The 15,810-nt window shown below is 64.8% G+C and carries 17 protein-coding genes; 12 read left to right on the top strand and 5 right to left on the bottom strand.

The window, feature by feature from the left end:
- The first annotated feature begins 240 nt into the window (after positions 1-240).
- Genes rpoZ through ACVWY1_RS25035 form a run of 4 tightly spaced genes read left to right on the top strand, consistent with a single transcriptional unit; the run spans position 241 to position 3,856 of the window.
- A complete protein-coding gene (gene rpoZ, locus ACVWY1_RS25050) occupies positions 241-504 on the top strand; it encodes a DNA-directed RNA polymerase subunit omega (protein ID WP_008091595.1) in 264 nt (87 codons plus the stop codon).
- Between the two features lie 59 nt (positions 505-563).
- A complete protein-coding gene (spoT, locus tag ACVWY1_RS25045; protein WP_102684583.1) occupies positions 564-2,672 on the top strand; it encodes a bifunctional GTP diphosphokinase/guanosine-3',5'-bis pyrophosphate 3'-pyrophosphohydrolase in 2,109 nt (702 codons plus the stop codon).
- 23 nt (positions 2,673-2,695) lie between these two features.
- Positions 2,696-3,076, top strand: a complete 381-nt coding sequence (locus tag ACVWY1_RS25040; RefSeq protein WP_102684584.1) for a RidA family protein — start codon at positions 2,696-2,698, stop codon at positions 3,074-3,076.
- A 54-nt stretch (positions 3,077-3,130) separates the two neighbouring features.
- Positions 3,131-3,856: a hypothetical protein gene (locus tag ACVWY1_RS25035; protein WP_457378891.1), complete on the top strand. Its 726-nt coding sequence runs from the start codon at positions 3,131-3,133 to the stop codon at positions 3,854-3,856.
- A gap of 46 nt (positions 3,857-3,902) precedes the next feature.
- Here the strand turns inward: ACVWY1_RS25035 and ACVWY1_RS25030 are convergent, their stop codons facing one another.
- Positions 3,903-4,760, bottom strand: a complete 858-nt coding sequence (locus ACVWY1_RS25030; RefSeq protein ID WP_457378890.1) for an SDR family oxidoreductase — start codon at positions 4,758-4,760, stop codon at positions 3,903-3,905.
- A gap of 191 nt (positions 4,761-4,951) precedes the next feature.
- Here ACVWY1_RS25030 and exbB point away from each other — a divergent pair, with 191 nt between their 5' ends.
- From exbB to ACVWY1_RS25000, 6 genes are all read left to right on the top strand, one after another.
- Complete coding sequence (gene exbB, locus ACVWY1_RS25025; RefSeq protein WP_457378889.1) at positions 4,952-5,938, top strand: tonB-system energizer ExbB; 987 nt, start codon at positions 4,952-4,954, stop codon at positions 5,936-5,938.
- A 3-nt stretch (positions 5,939-5,941) separates the two neighbouring features.
- A complete protein-coding gene (exbD, locus tag ACVWY1_RS25020; protein ID WP_023632733.1) occupies positions 5,942-6,370 on the top strand; it encodes a TonB system transport protein ExbD in 429 nt (142 codons plus the stop codon).
- Positions 6,367-7,101 (top strand): energy transducer TonB, encoded by a 735-nt coding sequence (locus tag ACVWY1_RS25015; protein WP_457378888.1) that lies wholly within the window; start codon positions 6,367-6,369, stop codon positions 7,099-7,101. The genes exbD and ACVWY1_RS25015 overlap by 4 nt, the downstream gene beginning before the upstream one ends.
- A gap of 94 nt (positions 7,102-7,195) precedes the next feature.
- Positions 7,196-8,122: a hydrogen peroxide-inducible genes activator gene (locus ACVWY1_RS25010; RefSeq protein ID WP_102684588.1), complete on the top strand. Its 927-nt coding sequence runs from the start codon at positions 7,196-7,198 to the stop codon at positions 8,120-8,122.
- A 4-nt stretch (positions 8,123-8,126) separates the two neighbouring features.
- On the top strand, positions 8,127-10,205 hold the full coding sequence (gene recG, locus ACVWY1_RS25005; protein WP_457378887.1) for an ATP-dependent DNA helicase RecG: 2,079 nt from the start codon (positions 8,127-8,129) through the stop codon (positions 10,203-10,205).
- 78 nt (positions 10,206-10,283) lie between these two features.
- On the top strand, positions 10,284-11,693 hold the full coding sequence (locus ACVWY1_RS25000; RefSeq protein WP_277502429.1) for an aminoacyl-tRNA deacylase and HDOD domain-containing protein: 1,410 nt from the start codon (positions 10,284-10,286) through the stop codon (positions 11,691-11,693).
- A gap of 88 nt (positions 11,694-11,781) precedes the next feature.
- Here the strand turns inward: ACVWY1_RS25000 and ACVWY1_RS24995 are convergent, their stop codons facing one another.
- From ACVWY1_RS24995 to ACVWY1_RS24980, 4 genes are all read right to left on the bottom strand, one after another.
- Positions 11,782-12,156: a hypothetical protein gene (locus ACVWY1_RS24995; RefSeq protein WP_023631265.1), complete on the bottom strand. Its 375-nt coding sequence runs from the start codon at positions 12,154-12,156 to the stop codon at positions 11,782-11,784.
- A gap of 133 nt (positions 12,157-12,289) precedes the next feature.
- Complete coding sequence (locus ACVWY1_RS24990) at positions 12,290-12,586, bottom strand: HU family DNA-binding protein (RefSeq protein WP_046857600.1); 297 nt, start codon at positions 12,584-12,586, stop codon at positions 12,290-12,292.
- A 188-nt stretch (positions 12,587-12,774) separates the two neighbouring features.
- Positions 12,775-13,923 carry an NAD(P)/FAD-dependent oxidoreductase gene (locus ACVWY1_RS24985; RefSeq protein WP_457378886.1) on the bottom strand — a complete coding sequence of 383 codons (1,149 nt, stop codon included), beginning with the start codon at positions 13,921-13,923 and terminating at the stop codon, positions 12,775-12,777.
- Positions 13,924-13,956: 33 nt separating this feature from the next.
- Positions 13,957-14,124, bottom strand: a complete 168-nt coding sequence (locus ACVWY1_RS24980; protein WP_023532601.1) for a rubredoxin — start codon at positions 14,122-14,124, stop codon at positions 13,957-13,959.
- A gap of 193 nt (positions 14,125-14,317) precedes the next feature.
- On the opposite strand from ACVWY1_RS24980, the gene ACVWY1_RS24975 reads away from it, so the two are divergent.
- A complete protein-coding gene (locus ACVWY1_RS24975; protein WP_139674838.1) occupies positions 14,318-14,875 on the top strand; it encodes a chorismate--pyruvate lyase family protein in 558 nt (185 codons plus the stop codon).
- Positions 14,875-15,765, top strand: coding sequence for a 4-hydroxybenzoate octaprenyltransferase (gene ubiA / locus ACVWY1_RS24970; protein ID WP_102684593.1), 891 nt, complete (start codon positions 14,875-14,877; stop codon positions 15,763-15,765). The genes ACVWY1_RS24975 and ubiA overlap by 1 nt, the downstream gene beginning before the upstream one ends.
- Positions 15,766-15,810 lie beyond the last annotated feature (45 nt).

Below are 15,810 nucleotides of genomic sequence, written 5' to 3'. Positions count from 1 at the left end.
TTGTCGGCAAGGGGCGTTTGGGTGATGTTGCGGGTATCGCCCCTACCGCGGGCAACCCCCCCACCCCCGGCCCCCGCTTCGGAACCAATGGCGGGGGCGGGGGCTCCCCCCGCGATACAGGCGCCACAGGTACACCCGACAAAACAGTCCTTCCCTATTGGCTGGTGATTTTTTAAACTATCGAGTCCGCCTGCCCATTCTGGGCTGCACGCCTAACCGCATTTGCTACTGAGGAAGACCATGGCCCGCGTAACTGTTGAAGACTGCCTGGAACACGTGGATAACCGCTTTGAGCTGGTCATGCTCTCGACCAAGCGCGCCCGCCAGCTGGCTACCGGCGGCAAAGAGCCACGCGTTGCGTGGGAAAACGACAAGCCTACCGTCGTCGCCCTGCGTGAAATCGCCGAAGGCATTGTCACGCCAGAGTTCATCGCCGCCGAAGAGATCGTCACCGAGGATCCGGTATTCGCCGCGTTCGAGGACGAGAACAACGAGGCCGTCTGATTGATGCCCAGTCGACACCGTGCGGCGCAAGGCCCTCTTCTACTGCAAGAGGTGAAACCATGCCGGGTATAGAAGCCCTCGCCGAACGGCTGTCGACCTATCTGGGCCCCGAACAGGTCAACCTGGTTCGTCGGGCCTACTTCTACGCCGAACAGGCCCACGATGGCCAGCGCCGCCGCAGCGGCGAGCCCTACGTGACCCATCCGCTGGCGGTCGCCAGCATCCTCGCCGACATGCACATGGACCATCAGAGCCTGATGGCGGCCATGCTGCACGACGTGATCGAAGACACCGGCATCGCCAAGGAAGCCTTGAGCCAGCAATTCGGCGAGACCGTCGCCGAACTGGTCGACGGGGTCAGCAAGCTGACCCAGATGAACTTCGAGACCAAGGCCGAGGCGCAGGCCGAGAACTTCCAGAAGATGGCCATGGCCATGGCCCGCGATATCCGCGTGATCCTGGTCAAGCTGGCCGACCGCCTGCACAACATGCGCACCCTGGAAGTGCTCTCCGGCGAGAAACGCCGGCGCATCGCCAAGGAAACCCTCGAAATCTACGCCCCCATCGCCAACCGGCTGGGGATGCACACCGTGCGCGTGGAATTCGAGGACCTCGGCTTCAAGGCCATGCACCCGATGCGCTCGTCGCTGATCCACCGGGCGGTGAAGGCCGCGCGCGGCAACCGCAAGGAAATCGTCGCCAAGATCGAGACCTCGCTGGCCAACTGCCTGGCCGCCGACGGTATCGAAGGCGAGGTCAGTGGCCGGCAGAAACACCTCTATGGCATCTACAAGAAGATGCGCGGCAAGCGCCGCGCCTTCACCGAGATCATGGACGTGTACGCCTTCCGCATCATCGTCGACAAGGTCGACACCTGCTACCGCGTGCTCGGCGCCGTGCACAACCTGTACAAGCCACTGCCGGGTCGCTTCAAGGACTACATCGCGATCCCCAAGGCCAACGGCTACCAGTCGTTGCACACCACGCTGTTCGGCATGCACGGCGTGCCCATCGAAATCCAGATCCGCACCCGCGAAATGGAAGAGATGGCCAACAATGGCATCGCCGCGCATTGGCTGTACAAGTCCAACGAGGAAGAGCAGCCAAAAGGCAGCCATGCCCGCGCCCGCCAATGGGTCAAAGGCATCCTCGAGCTGCAGCAGCGCGCCGGCAACTCGCTGGAATTCATCGAGAGCGTGAAGATCGACCTGTTCCCGGACGAGGTCTACGTCTTCACCCCCAAAGGCCGGATCATGGAGCTGCCCAAAGGCTCCACCGCGGTCGACTTCGCCTACGCGGTGCACACCGACGTCGGCAACAGCTGCATCGCCTGCCGCATCAATCGCCGCCTGGCGCCGCTGTCCGAGCCGCTGCAGAGCGGCTCCACCGTCGAGATCGTCAGCGCACCGGGCGCCCGGCCGAATCCGGCCTGGCTCAACTTCGTGGTCACCGGCAAGGCGCGCACGCACATCCGCCACGCTCTCAAACAGCAGCGCCGCTCCGAGTCCATCAGCCTTGGCGAGCGCCTGCTGAACAAGGTACTGACCGGCTTCGACAGCAGCCTGGAAAAGATTCCCCAGGAGCGTATCCAGTCGATCCTCACCGAGTATCGCCTGGAGCTGGTCGAGGACCTGCTCGAAGACATCGGCCTGGGCAACCGCATGGCCTACGTGGTCGCCCGACGCCTGTTGTCCGCCGAAGGCGAGCAGCTTCCGGCCCCGGAAGGCCCGCTGGCGATCCGCGGTACCGAGGGCCTGGTGCTCAGCTACGCCAAATGCTGCACGCCGATCCCGGGCGACCCGATCGTCGGCCACCTGTCGGCGGGCAAAGGCATGGTCGTGCACCTGGAAGACTGCCGTAACATCAGTGAAGTCCGCCATAACCCGGAGAAGTGCCTGCAGCTCTCCTGGGCCAAGGACATCACCGGCGAGTTCAACGTCGAGCTGCGCGTCGAGCTGGAACACCAGCGCGGCCTGATCGCCCTGCTGGCCAGCAGCGTCAATGCCGCCGACGGCAACATCGAGAAAATCAGCATGGACGAACGCGACGGCCGTATCAGCGTGGTCCAACTGGTGGTCAGCGTGCACGACCGCGTGCACCTGGCCCGTGTGATCAAGAAGCTGCGCACCTTGACCGGCGTGGTCCGCATCACCCGGATGCGTGCGTAGTCCGCCAACCGCAAGGAGTCATCATGAGCAAGACCGTCATCACCAGCGAAAAAGCCCCTGCCGCCATCGGCACCTACTCGCAAGCGATCAAGGCTGGCAACACCGTGTACATGTCGGGTCAGATCCCGCTCGACCCGAAGACCATGGAGCTGGTCGAAGGCTTCGAAGCCCAGACCGTCCAGGTGTTCGAGAACCTGAAGTCGGTGGCTGAAGCTGCCGGCGGTTCGTTCAAGGACATCGTCAAGCTGAACATCTTCCTCACCGACCTGAGCCACTTCGCCAAGGTCAACGAGATCATGGGCCGTTACTTCGAACAGCCTTACCCGGCCCGCGCCGCCATCGGCGTGGCCGCGCTGCCGAAGGGTGCCCAGGTCGAGATGGACGCCATCCTGGTCCTCGAGTAATACCCCGGTGACGGGCCGAGGCCCGTCACCCCCTCCTGCCTCAAGGTTTTCACCATGCGCCACGCATTGCCTCTCACGCTGGCAGCCCTGCTCCTGGGCGGCTGCGCCAGCCACAAGCCTGAAGATTTCAACGGCACCTGGATCAACCAGGCCGCCATCGATGCCGCCAGCAAAGGCACCAGCCTGCGCCAGGCCCTGGATGCCAAGGGCCCGGTGTTCGAGTGGAAGATCGACGTCAAGAACCAGCAGGCCAGCTTCAGCAATGGCTTCGAGGCCGCCGACGGGCGCCTGAGCGCCAACGAGAAGGACTGGCAGGTCACCTTCGAAGGCGACCTGACCGAACAGCTCAAGCTCGATGGCGACGAACTCGTGGCGATCGACCCCTCCGGCCATCAGCAGACCTTCGTGCGCAGCAAGGCGTCAGAAGGCGCTGCACTGGGCGGCAGCTTCGAGAAGGCGCTGTACCAGCAATACCTGGGCGGCGACTGGAAGATCGTCGAGGGCCAGGGCAAGGGCGCGCTGGTGCGCTTCAGCGATACCGGCAACGTCACCGGCCTGCCCGGCCCGGACCGCTTTGCCCTGTGCCTGGCGGGTGACTGCGCGACCATGGGCGATGGCAACGACAGCCTGTGGCTGGAGCGCAACCAGCGTGGCGCCCCGTGGATCTTCAAGCGCGATGGCGACACCCTGGAGATCTTCCAGGCAGTCAACCGCGCCCAGCCGGATGAGATGCCGCAACTGACTGCCGGCGCCCGGCAGTGGGTGCTGGAAAAGGATTAGCCATCAGCGCGGCGACCCGACTGGCCCCGCGATGGGGCCGGCTCTCTCAACCACGCCCTTGGAGAATGGCCGCATAGCCTTCTTTATAACTCGGATACTGCGGCACCCATCCTAGCGCCCGCGCCCGCGCATTGCTGCAACGCTTGCTGCCGGTACGCCGCACCCGCTGCTGGTCCGACCACTCGGTGACCCCCAGGTACTCGCGCAGCCAGCCCACCACGTCAGCCAGCGCTGCCGGGTCGTCATCGACACCGATATAGCAGTCGTCCAGCACCACACCCCGGGCATCGGCCTGCAGCAGGTGCGCCAGCAAACCAGCGGCATCCTCGGCGTGAATGCGGTTGCCGTACAATGGCGGCTCCTCGGCCACTCGGTAGCCTTGGCGTACCTGGCTCAGCAACCACTCACGTCCCGGTCCGTAGATGCCGGTCAGGCGCACGATGCTGGCGGGGATGCCGCTACCCAGCGCCAGGCGCTCCGCTTCGAGCATCACCTTGCCTGAATACCCCTCAGGTGCGGTGGCTGCGCTCTCGTCGATCCACTCACCATCCTGTTGTGCATAGACACTGCTGCTGGAAACGAACAGCAGGCGACGCGGCCGCTGACCCTTGGTTTTCAACCAATCGAGCACATGGCGCAAACCGTCGACATAGGCGGCCTGGTAGCCCGCTTCGTCATGCTGGCTGGCCGCCACGCAGTACACCAGGTAGTCCGGCGCGCGCGTGGGCCACACTTCCGGCAGGCGCGGGTTCGACAGGTCGGCGGCAACGGGCCGCACCCCTTCGGGCAGGTCCCGCACCGACCGGCGCAGGCCATCGACCTGCCACCCATCGGCGAGCAACTGGCGGGCCAGACGGCCTCCCACATCGCCGCAGCCGACGATCAACGCACTCAGGTCCGACATCATGAAACTCCAAATCCAAAGGTTCACGCTAACCGGATTTAGCGATCAGCGGCTAGACAAAGGTTAAAAAAAGCGCTCTCCATTCTTTTGTTAACAAGAATTACTTGCAATAATGGCGGCCCTGTCTGTTCTCGGCCTGCTTCGAGGCCTTGAAGAACTCAACCCATTTCTCTTCATCAGGTCCGGCCAGCATGACACGTACTCAACCTTCCGCTTCGCCAACCCCGTCGCGCGCCTGGCGCGCCATTGCCGCGCTGATGTTCAGCCTGGTACTGGCCCCCGTGGCCATGGCCGATGAGCCCGCCGCCACTGCCGCCGCACCGGCAGCCGCCAGCGCCCCGGCCGCGCCAGCCGCCGAAGGCCAGGCACCGGTAGCCGCACCAACCGACGCGCCTGCCGACGCCAACGCCCCAGTGGATGGCCAGGCACCGGCCGACGAGAACGTGCAGGCGATGGTCGAAGACACCTCGCTGGGCATGGCCCACGACCTGTCCCCATGGGGCATGTACAAGAACGCCGACGTGGTGGTGAAGGCCGTGATGATCGGCCTGGCCATCGCCTCGATCATCACCTGGACCATCTGGATCGCCAAAGGCTTCGAGCTGATGGGCGCCAAACGCCGCCTGCGTGGCGAGATCGCCGCCCTGAAACGCTCGGTGAGCCTGAAAGAAGCCAGCGAGGTGTCGAACAAGGAAGGCACCCTGGCCCACACCCTGGTGCATGACGCCCTCGAAGAAATGCGCCTGTCGGTCAACGCCCGCGAGAAGGAAGGCATCAAGGAACGCGTGAGCTTCCGCCTGGAGCGCCTGGTGGCCGCCAGCGGCCGCACCATGAGCAGCGGCACTGGCGTGCTGGCCACCATCGGTTCCACTGCCCCGTTCGTCGGTCTGTTCGGTACCGTGTGGGGCATCATGAACAGCTTCATCGGCATCGCCAAGACCCAGACCACCAACCTCGCCGTGGTCGCCCCAGGCATCGCCGAAGCCCTGCTGGCCACCGCCCTGGGCCTGGTTGCCGCGATCCCGGCCGTGGTCATCTACAACGTCTTCGCCCGCTCCATCGCCGGCTACAAGGCACAGGTGTCCGACGCCTCCGCCCAGGTCCTGCTGCTGGTCAGCCGTGATCTGGACCACCAGGGTGGCGAACGCGCCGCCCCGCACATGGTGAAAGTGGGGTAAACCATGGGCCTGCATCTCAACGAAGGTGGCGACGACCTCGCCGAGAACCACGAAATCAACGTCACGCCGTTCATCGACGTGATGCTGGTGCTGCTGATCATCTTCATGGTCGCGGCGCCCTTGGCCACGGTCGACATCAAGGTCGACCTGCCCGCCTCGACCGCCAAGCCCGCGCCGCGGCCCGAGAAGCCGGTGTTCGTCAGCGTCAAGGCCGACAAGAAGCTCTACCTGGGCGACGACGAGGTGGCCCAGCGCGACCAGCTTGGCGCGATGCTCGATGCCAAGACCAAGGGCGACAAGGAAACCACCATCTTCTTCCAGGCTGACAAGGGCGTCGATTACGGCGACCTGATGGAAGTGATGAACACCATGCGTGCCGCTGGCTACCTCAAGGTCGGCCTGGTCGGACTCGAGACGGCAGCCAAGAAATGACGAAAACGCGCTCAAACATGGCGCGCTACGGTGGCAGCCTGGCGATCGTGCTGGGAGTGCACGCGGTCGCCGTGCTGCTGACGCTCAACTGGTCGGTGCCCCAGGCCCTCGAGTTGCCGCCGGCAGCGATGATGGTCGAGCTGGCACCGCTGCCAGAGCCCGCGCCACCGCCACCGCCCAAGGCCGTCCCGAAACCGCCGACGCCGATCGAGGAGCCGCCGCTGCCCAAGCTGGCAGAGGCGCCGAAGCCGAAGATCGCCATCCCCAAGCCGCCCAAGCCCAAGGCCAAGCCACAGCCGCCCAAGCCCGAGAAGAAGCTTGAGCCGCCGAAAGACGAGCCACCGGCCAAGGACGACGTCGCGGACACGCCGCCGAGCAACACGCCACCGCAGAAGTCGGCGGCGCCGCAGCCAAGCATCGCGTCCAACAGTAATGCCCTGCCGAGCTGGCAGAGCGACCTGCTGCGCCACCTGGCCAAGTACAAGAAGTACCCCGAGGACGCTCGCCGCCGTGGATTGCAGGGCATCAACCGCCTGCGTTTCGTGGTCGACGCCGAAGGCAAGGTGGTGTCGTACACGCTGGCCGGTGGTTCGGGCAGCGCGGCGCTGGACCGGGCCACGCTGGAGATGATCCGCCGTGCCGGCACGGTACCCAAGCCTCCGGCGGAGTTGCTGAACAATGGCACGATCGAAGTGGTTGCGCCGTTCGTGTACTCGCTGGACCGACGCTGACGTTTTTGTTTCTGTCACAAAACGGCAAGTCTGATAACGTGCGTCTATCGATTGCAGCCGCTATGCTGGGGCCGCAACTTCATGGACGCACGTTATGACCCTCACCGAACTTCGCTACATCGTTACCCTCGCGCAGGAGCAGCACTTCGGCCACGCGGCCGAGCGTTGCCACGTCAGCCAACCGACCCTGTCGGTGGGCGTGAAGAAGCTCGAGGACGAACTCGGCGTGCTGATCTTCGAGCGCAGCAAGAGCGCGGTGCGCCTCACGCCGGTCGGCGAGAGCATCGTCGCCCAGGCGCAGAAGGTACTGGAGCAGGCTCAAGGCATCCGCGAGCTCGCCCAGGCCGGCAAGAACCAGCTGACCGCCCCGCTCAAGGTCGGCGCCATCTACACCGTCGGCCCCTATCTCTTCCCGCACCTGATCCCGCAACTGCACCGCGTGGCGCCGCAGATGCCGTTGTACATCGAAGAGAACTTCACCCATGTGCTGCGCGAAAAGCTGCGCAACGGCGAACTGGACGCGGTGATCATCGCCCTGCCGTTCAACGAGGCCGACGTGCTGACCCTGCCGCTGTACGACGAACCGTTCTGTGCGCTGATGCCGGCCGACCATCCCTGGACCGCCAAGGACACCATCGACACCGCCATGCTCAACGACAAGAGCCTGCTGCTGCTGGGCGAGGGGCATTGTTTCCGCGACCAGGTGCTCGAAGCCTGCCCGACACTGAACAAGGGCGGCGAAGCCTCCAAGCACACCACGGTCGAGTCCAGCTCACTGGAAACCATCCGCCACATGGTCGCCTCCGGCCTGGGCGTCTCGATCCTGCCGCTGTCGGCCGTACACAGCCATCACTATGCACCGGGCGTCATCGAAGTTCGCCCGCTGACCGCGCCCGCACCGTTCCGCACCGTGGCCATCGCCTGGCGCGCCAGCTTCCCGCGGCCGAAGGCCATCGAGATCCTCGCCGACTCGATCCGCCTCTGCTCGGTGGCCAAGCCGCCCGTGGAACAACCGGCCTGAACCCATGACCGAGCTGTCGAACGTCCCGGTCACCACGCTCAAGGGTGTTGGTGAAGCCATGGCAGAGAAACTCGCCAAGGTCGGTCTGGAGAACCTGCAGGACCTGCTGTTCCACCTGCCGTTGCGCTATCAGGACCGAACCCGCGTAGTCCCCATCGGCCAACTGCGTCCCGGCCAGGACGCGGTGATCGAGGGCGTGGTCAGCGGGGCTGACGTGACCATGGGCAAGCGCCGCAGTCTGGTGGTGCGCCTGGGCGATGGCAGCGGCACGCTGAGCCTGCGCTTCTACCATTTCAGCAATGCGCAGAAGGAGGGCCTCAAGCGTGGCACCCACCTGCGTTGCTATGGCGAAGCACGTCCGGGCGCCTCGGGCCTGGAAATCTACCACCCCGAATACCGTGCGCTGAACGGCGAAGAAGCGCCACCGCCGGTCGAACAGACGCTGACGCCGATCTACCCGACCACCGAAGGCCTCACCCAACAACGCCTGCGTCTGCTCTGCCAGCAGAGCCTGGGCCTGCTCGGCCCGCGCAGCCTGCCCGACTGGCTGCCCGACCAACTGGCCCGCGACTACCAATTGGCGCCGTTGAGCGATGCCATTCGCTACCTGCACAACCCGCCTGCCGACGCCGACCTCGACGAACTTGCCGAGGGCCATCACTGGGCCCAGCACCGCCTGGCCTTCGAGGAGCTGCTGACCCATCAGCTCTCCCAGCAGCGCCTGCGTGAGAGCCAGCGCAGCCTGCGTGCGCCGGTATTGCCCAGGGCTAGCCGCCTGCCAGCGCAATACCTGGCCAACCTCGGCTTCAACCCGACAGGTGCCCAGCAGCGCGTCGGCAACGAGATCGCCTACGACCTCAGCCAACCCGAACCGATGATGCGCCTGGTACAGGGTGACGTGGGCGCCGGCAAGACCGTGGTCGCCGCCCTCGCGGCTCTGCAGGCCCTGGAGGCTGGCTACCAGGTGGCGCTGATGGCCCCCACCGAGATCCTCGCCGAGCAGCATTTCATCACCTTCAAACGCTGGCTCGAGCCGCTGGGTATCGAAGTCGCCTGGCTGGCCGGCAAGCTCAAGGGCAAGGCCCGCGCCAGCGCCCTGGAGCAGATCGCCAATGGCGCGCCCATGGTGGTCGGTACCCACGCGCTGTTCCAGGACGAGGTGCAGTTCAAGCACCTGGCCCTGGCGATCATCGACGAACAACACCGTTTCGGCGTGCAGCAGCGCCTGGCCCTGCGCAAGAAGGGCGTCATGGGCCAGCTGTGCCCGCACCAGCTGATCATGACCGCCACGCCGATCCCCCGCACCCTGGCCATGAGCGCCTACGCCGACCTGGACACCTCGGTCCTCGACGAGCTGCCCCCCGGGCGTACCCCGGTGAATACCGTGCTGGTCGCCGACAGCCGCCGTTTCGAAGTGGTCGAGCGAGTCCGCGCCGCTTGTGCCGAAGGGCGCCAGGCCTACTGGGTGTGCACCCTGATCGAGGAATCCGAGGAACTGACCTGCCAGGCTGCCGAAAGTACCTTCGAGGAGTTGGGCAGCGCCTTGGGCGAACTGCGCGTGGGCCTGATCCATGGGCGCATGAAGCCTGCGGAAAAAGCGGCGGTCATGGCCGAGTTCAAGGCCGGTGAGCTGCAACTGCTGGTCGCCACCACGGTGATCGAGGTCGGTGTCGACGTGCCCAATGCCAGCCTGATGATTATCGAGAACCCCGAGCGCCTGGGCCTGGCGCAGTTGCACCAGCTGCGCGGCCGGGTCGGCCGGGGCAGCGCGGCAAGCCACTGCGTGCTGCTCTATCACCCGCCACTTTCGCAGATCGGCCGCGAACGCCTGGGCATCATGCGCGAAACCAACGATGGTTTCGTCATTGCAGAGAAGGATCTGGAGCTGCGCGGCCCCGGTGAAATGCTCGGGACTCGCCAGACCGGCCTGCTACAGTTCAAGGTCGCCGACCTGATGCGCGACGCCGACCTGTTGCCGGCCGTACGCGACGCCGCCCAGGCCCTGCTGGCACGCTGGCCCGACCACGTCAGCCCGCTACTCGACCGCTGGTTGCGCCACGGCCAACAATATGGCCAGGTGTGACGCCCGTCCCATAATGGATCCAGCTTGGCGGTCAGGCTGGTTATACTTCGCGTTTACAGAAATGATTGGATACAGGCCATGACTGAAGTTGCCCTGGATACCGCAACCCTACACGCACCGTCTGTCATCCGGCAGTTGCTCGAAAAGCTCGACGTCAGCTTCCGCGAGGTGCCCGAGCACCCGGGGCTGCCGGCCAACTCGCGCGTACAGGCCGTACTGCTCGATGACGAGATCGGTGCCTTGATGGTGCTGTTCCCGCAAAGCCAGTTGCTGGACCTCAAGCGCCTCGAGGAGTTGACCGGCCGCAAGCTAAAGGCCGTGCCGCTGGAGCGCTTGAAGCAGATGCTCGACAAGCATCATCTCAAGGCCCTGCCCGCCATTCCCGCATTGACCAGCTCGCCGTGCCAGTACGAAAAGAGTTTGCTCGACAACGAAACCCTGCTGATCCAGTCCGGTGAAGCCGGGCTGCTCCTGGAAATTGGCCGGACGGCTTTCAAGAAAATGCTGGTCAAGGCCAGCGCCAGCACCTTCGGCCAGCCGATCAGCGATATTCGCCTCAGTTTCGATCAGTTGGACGGCCCTCCCAGGGAAGTCATCCGCGCGGTCCAGGCTTTCACCGCACGCCGCATCCAGCAACGCCTGGAGCAGACCATCGAAATTCCGCCGCTGGCCGACACCGCGCAGAAGATCATCAAGCTGCGTGTCGACCCCAATGCCAGCATCGACGACATCACCGGCGTGGTCGAAACCGACCCGGCGCTGGCCGCGCAGGTCGTCAGCTGGGCGGCATCGCCCTATTACGCGTCACCCGGCAAGATCCGCTCGGTGGAAGATGCCATCGTCCGGGTATTGGGCTTCGACCTGGTGATCAACCTGGCCTTGGGCCTGGCCCTGGGCAAGACCCTGAGCCTGCCTAAGGACCACCCGCAACAGGCCACGCCGTACTGGCAGCAGTCGATCTACACTGCGGCGGTGATCGAGGGCCTGACCCGCGCCATGCCGCGCGCAGAGCGCCCGGAAGCAGGCCTTACCTATCTCGCCGGGCTGCTGCACAACTTCGGCTACCTGCTGCTGGCCCACGTCTTCCCGCCACATTTCTCGCTGATCTGCCGCCATCTGGAGGTCAACCCGCACCTGTGCCACAGCTATGTAGAACACCACTTGCTGGGGATCAGCCGTGAACAGATCGGTGCCTGGCTGATGAAGCTGTGGGACATGCCTGACGAACTCTCCACAGCCTTGCGTTTCCAGCATGACCCGACCTATGACGGTGAGCACTCGGCCTTCCCGAACCTGGTGTGCCTGGCTATTCGCCTGCTGCGCTCGCGCGGGATTGGTTCGGGACCACAGGGCGAGATCCCGGATGCCCTGCTCGAGCGCCTGGGGCTGACCCGGGACAAGGCGCAAGAAGTGGTGAACAAGGTGCTGGAGGCCGAGGCGTTGCTACGTGAGCTGGCCTCGCAGTTCCACGCGCCGCATTCGCATTAAGGCCGCCCCGTAGGAGCGGCTTCAGCCGCGATCACCCGCGAAGCGGGTGCCAGAAACCGCGGTGCCTGCATCGCGGCTAAAGCCGCTCCTACACTTTCTTCTTCGGTTTCAGGTACTTCATCAAGCCCTGGAACCAAATCACCAGCGCCGGATTGCCCTTGATCTGGATGTTTTTCTCCTGAATCCCCTGCATGAACGCCAGCTGCTTGTTACCGGCCTGCAGCGTGGCGAAACCGTAGGCGGCATCCTTGAAGGCAATGGCGAACGCCGGCTGCGGGTGCAGGCCGCCCTTGCTGCTGATGCGCAGGTCCTTGACGATGAAGTGCCGGGCAACCTTGCCGTCGAGCGTCTGCATCTGGAAGACCAGGTCCTTGTCCTGCAGCTGCTGCTGGAACGCCGGGTTGTTGCGGCTGGCCTTGGCCATCAGCAAGCCCATGGCCCAGAGAAGAAAACGAAACTTCATCAACGCGCCTCGAGTGAAAAATGACTGAGTCGCGCAGTTTATCCGTTTATCGCCCTGTTTATGCAAGTTCGCCGCATTTGCTTACCAGAAACACAACGGGCGCCTTAAGGCGCCCGTCTCGATGGCTTGTCGATCACTTTTTCTTGGCAGGCTTGGCCGGTGCGTTGACGCTGTCACGCAGGCCCTTGCCAGGCTTGAAGGCGACAGTGTTGCTGGCCTTGATCTTGACCGGCTCGCCCGTCTGCGGATTCTTGCCGGTGCGGGCACCGCGGTGGCGTTTTTCGAAGGTGCCGAAGCCGACCAGGGTGACGGTGTCCTTGTCGAGTGCGCCGGTGATGCTGTCGAGAATCGCGTTGAGGACCTGGTTGGCCTTTTCCTTGGTCAGATCGGCCTTTTCGGCGATGACGGCGGCGAGTTCTGGTTTACGCATAGTGAAGCCTCTTTGACGGGATTTCTTGTTGTTATGCCGTGCTGCCGAAGGGAGCAGCGTTCAAGGCACCGCAGGCTCTAGGCTGCGGCAGACGCCAGTGAGGATGGCACGCCGACCGGGGCCGCGCCAGTATCTGGGCGGCCATTGTCGCGGCAAGAACAGGATAATTCCGACAGAACGCCCGCTATTTACGCCATCAAGGGTGGCAACTGGCGATTCAACGCCAGTTTCTCCATGACTGCGCCGCCAGTCAGGGCGTAGCCCAGCAGCTGGCCATCGGCGCCATGGCAGAGCACTTTCAGGTCGCCGCCACTACCTTCCACCACCCAGGTGCCCTCGTGGCCTGCCGGCACGGGGGACACCACCAGCGGACAGGCCGGGGTCTTCACGGTGACCGGCATTGGCCCATAGGCCACCGCGGTCGGGTTGCCGGACAGGGTCTGGGCCAAGGCACGGGCACAGGTCATCAATGGCATGACGTACAGCAGGTTGATGCCATCGACCTCGGCGCAGTCGCCCAGGGCGAAGATGTTGGCGTGAGAAGTGCGCAGCTGGCGATCCACCACCACCCCGCGGTTGACCTGCAGGCCCGCTGCGGCCGCCAGGTCGGTGCGCGGCCGCAGGCCGATCGCAGACACCACCAGGTCGCACGGGATGACGCTGCCGTCGGACAGGTGCGCCTCCAGTGCCGCCCCGGAGCGTTGCAGGCGGGTCAGCACCGGGCCGAGATGGAAACGCACCCCCAACCCTTCCAGGCCTGCCTGCACCGCGGCGGCCGCCGCAGGGTGCAGCAAGGTCGGCATTACCTGTTCGCACGGCGCCACGATCTCGCACTGCAGGCCACCCAAGGTGAGGTCGTTGGCGAATTCGCAGCCGATCAGGCCGGCGCCGAGGATCAGCACCCGTTGCTTGCCTGCGGCAGCGGCACGAAAACGTGCGTAGTCCTCAAGGTCGTTGATCGGGAAGACCAGCTCGCCCGCATCGCCTTCCACAGGCACCTGCACAGTCTGCGCGCCCCAGGCCAGTACCAGGTCGCGGTACGCCACCGCTTCTTCGCCGATCCACAGGCGCTTGTGGCCGGGGTCGATGCCGCTGATGCGGGTGTGGGTGCGGATCTCGGCCTTGAGCTGCTCGGCCATGGCGCCCGGTTCGGCCATGCACAGGCCGTCGGCGTCCTTCTGCTTGGCAAAGCCGGTGGACAGCATCGGCTTGGAGTAGGAGCGACCGTCGTCAGCGGTGATCAGCAGCAGCGGCGTGTCGCCGTCCAGCTTGCGAAACTCTCGCGCCAGGTTATAACCGGCAAGACCGGTACCAATGATCACCACGGGGGACGTCATGTCGTGCGTTCCTTGTTCAAACCAGGGTTGCGATCAGCCAATGGCGATCATTTCGAAGTCACTCTTGCCTACGCCACAATCAGGGCACAGCCAGTCTTCCGGCACGTCTTCCCAGCGAGTGCCGGGGGCGATGCCGTCGTCCGGCCAGCCGTCCGCTTCGTCATAGATCAGGCCACAGACAATACATTGCCACTTTTTCATCGGGTGCTGTTCCTCGGTCAGGCTCATTGGTGCGTTGCAGTTGGTGGCCTGGTCGCGGGGCACGCCCGCGCCTGCAAGTGACCACCGTGCAATCTCTGGTCGGCTTTTGTACTGGGCCTGCTGGCAGTATGCAAGCCAGGACGGCAATCATGCTAAGCTCGCCGCCTCTCTGGCCTGTATCAAGCATACCGACGTGCCGTACGAAACCCCGCAAGCAGCCGCTGTCGCGTGGCTGGCGTATCCGCAACTGGCGCCCCTGCCCGATCAGCCGACCCTGAACTGGCTGTTCGATGAAGGCTCCCTGACCCGTCGCCTGACCGGTCTGTCCCATGACCACTTCAGCGTCACTCCTTTGTTCGAGGGCTGGCAGCCACTGCGTGACGATGAATGCGCCGCGTTGGGCCTGCGGCCTGGCGCGCAGGGCTGGGTGCGCGAGGTCTACCTGCGCGGCCATGACCATCCCTGGGTTTTCGCTCGCAGCGTGGCCAGCCGCACGGCGCTGGAACGCGGCGGGCTCGACCTGGAGACCCTGGGCAGCCGCTCGCTGGGCGAGCTGCTGTTCTGTGACCAGGCGTTCGTCCGCCACCCTATCGAAGTATGTAGTTATCCACAGGGCTGGCTGCCCGCCGAGGTTGCCAGCGCCGGGCTGTGGGGACGGCGCTCGCGCTTCGAACGCGACGGCCTCGACCTGCTGGTGGCCGAGGTGTTCCTGCCCGCCCTGTGGCACGCGGCCAAGGAGGAAAAACGCTGATGTACCTGCAACTGCTCAAGTCGCTCAACCACCTTCACCCGCGCGCCTGGGACTTTGTCCAGCTCAGCCGCATGGACCGCCCCATCGGCATCTATCTGCTGCTGTGGCCGACGCTGTCGGCGGTGTGGATCGCCGGCAACGGCTCGCCGACCCTGGCCAACGTGCTGATTTTCGGCCTCGGCGTGGTGCTGATGCGTGCCGCCGGCTGCTGCATCAACGACTTCGCCGACCGCAAGGTGGACGGCCACGTCAAACGCACCGCCGACCGGCCACTGGCCAGCGGCCGGGTAAAGCCCCGCGAAGCACTCATGCTGTGCGCTTTGCTGGTGGGGGTGAGCTTCCTGCTGGTGCTGTGCACCAACGCAACAACAGTATGGCTGTCGTTCGGCGCGGTCGCCCTGGCCTTCTGCTACCCGTTCATGAAGCGCTACACCTACTACCCGCAGGTGGTGCTGGGCGCGGCGTATTCCTGGGGAATCCCGATGGCTTTCACCGCCGCGGGTGGCGAACTGCCGGCCAGCGCCTGGCTGCTGTACATCGCCAACCTGCTGTGGACGGTGGGGTATGACACCTACTACGCCATGGTCGACCGTGACGACGACCTGAAGATCGGCGTGAAATCCACCGCCATCCTGTTCGGCGAGGCAGACCGGGTGATCATCCTGAGCCTGCAGTTGCTGTCGCTGGGCTGCCTGCTCCTGGCGGGCAACCGCTTCGAACTGGGCGCCTGGTTCCACCTGGGGCTGCTGGCGGCGGCGGTATGCTTCGCCTGGGAATTCTGGTCGACGCGCAAGCTGGACCGCGAGTCGTGCTTCAAGGCGTTCTTGCACAATCACTGGGCGGGGTTGTTGATCTTCATGGGTGTGGTGCTGGACTACGCGCTGCGCTGAAACTGTCCAGGCAATGGTGGGAGCGGCGGAGCGGCGCTCCCACGC

The sequence above is a fragment of the Pseudomonas sp. TE6288 genome (assembly GCF_054062095.1).
Note: the sequence above shows the minus strand (reverse complement) of the source record. Positions and strands in the feature narration are given on the sequence as shown.

Bases quoted from the DNA above. Each gene is read 5' to 3' on its own strand.
- rpoZ (WP_008091595.1), top strand. From the start codon at position 241: ATGGCCCGCGTAACTGTTGAAGACTGCCTGGAACACGTGGATAACCGC.
- spoT (WP_102684583.1), top strand. From the start codon at position 564: ATGCCGGGTATAGAAGCCCTCGCCGAACGGCTGTCGACCTATCTGGGC.
- ACVWY1_RS25040 (WP_102684584.1), top strand. From the start codon at position 2,696: ATGAGCAAGACCGTCATCACCAGCGAAAAAGCCCCTGCCGCCATCGGC.
- ACVWY1_RS25035 (WP_457378891.1), top strand. From the start codon at position 3,131: ATGCGCCACGCATTGCCTCTCACGCTGGCAGCCCTGCTCCTGGGCGGC.
- ACVWY1_RS25030 (WP_457378890.1), bottom strand. From the start codon at position 4,760: ATGTCGGACCTGAGTGCGTTGATCGTCGGCTGCGGCGATGTGGGAGGC.
- exbB (WP_457378889.1), top strand. From the start codon at position 4,952: ATGACACGTACTCAACCTTCCGCTTCGCCAACCCCGTCGCGCGCCTGG.
- exbD (WP_023632733.1), top strand. From the start codon at position 5,942: ATGGGCCTGCATCTCAACGAAGGTGGCGACGACCTCGCCGAGAACCAC.
- ACVWY1_RS25015 (WP_457378888.1), top strand. From the start codon at position 6,367: ATGACGAAAACGCGCTCAAACATGGCGCGCTACGGTGGCAGCCTGGCG.
- ACVWY1_RS25010 (WP_102684588.1), top strand. From the start codon at position 7,196: ATGACCCTCACCGAACTTCGCTACATCGTTACCCTCGCGCAGGAGCAG.
- recG (WP_457378887.1), top strand. From the start codon at position 8,127: ATGACCGAGCTGTCGAACGTCCCGGTCACCACGCTCAAGGGTGTTGGT.
- ACVWY1_RS25000 (WP_277502429.1), top strand. From the start codon at position 10,284: ATGACTGAAGTTGCCCTGGATACCGCAACCCTACACGCACCGTCTGTC.
- ACVWY1_RS24995 (WP_023631265.1), bottom strand. From the start codon at position 12,156: ATGAAGTTTCGTTTTCTTCTCTGGGCCATGGGCTTGCTGATGGCCAAG.
- ACVWY1_RS24990 (WP_046857600.1), bottom strand. From the start codon at position 12,586: ATGCGTAAACCAGAACTCGCCGCCGTCATCGCCGAAAAGGCCGATCTG.
- ACVWY1_RS24985 (WP_457378886.1), bottom strand. From the start codon at position 13,923: ATGACGTCCCCCGTGGTGATCATTGGTACCGGTCTTGCCGGTTATAAC.
- ACVWY1_RS24980 (WP_023532601.1), bottom strand. From the start codon at position 14,124: ATGAAAAAGTGGCAATGTATTGTCTGTGGCCTGATCTATGACGAAGCG.
- ubiA (WP_102684593.1), top strand. From the start codon at position 14,875: ATGTACCTGCAACTGCTCAAGTCGCTCAACCACCTTCACCCGCGCGCC.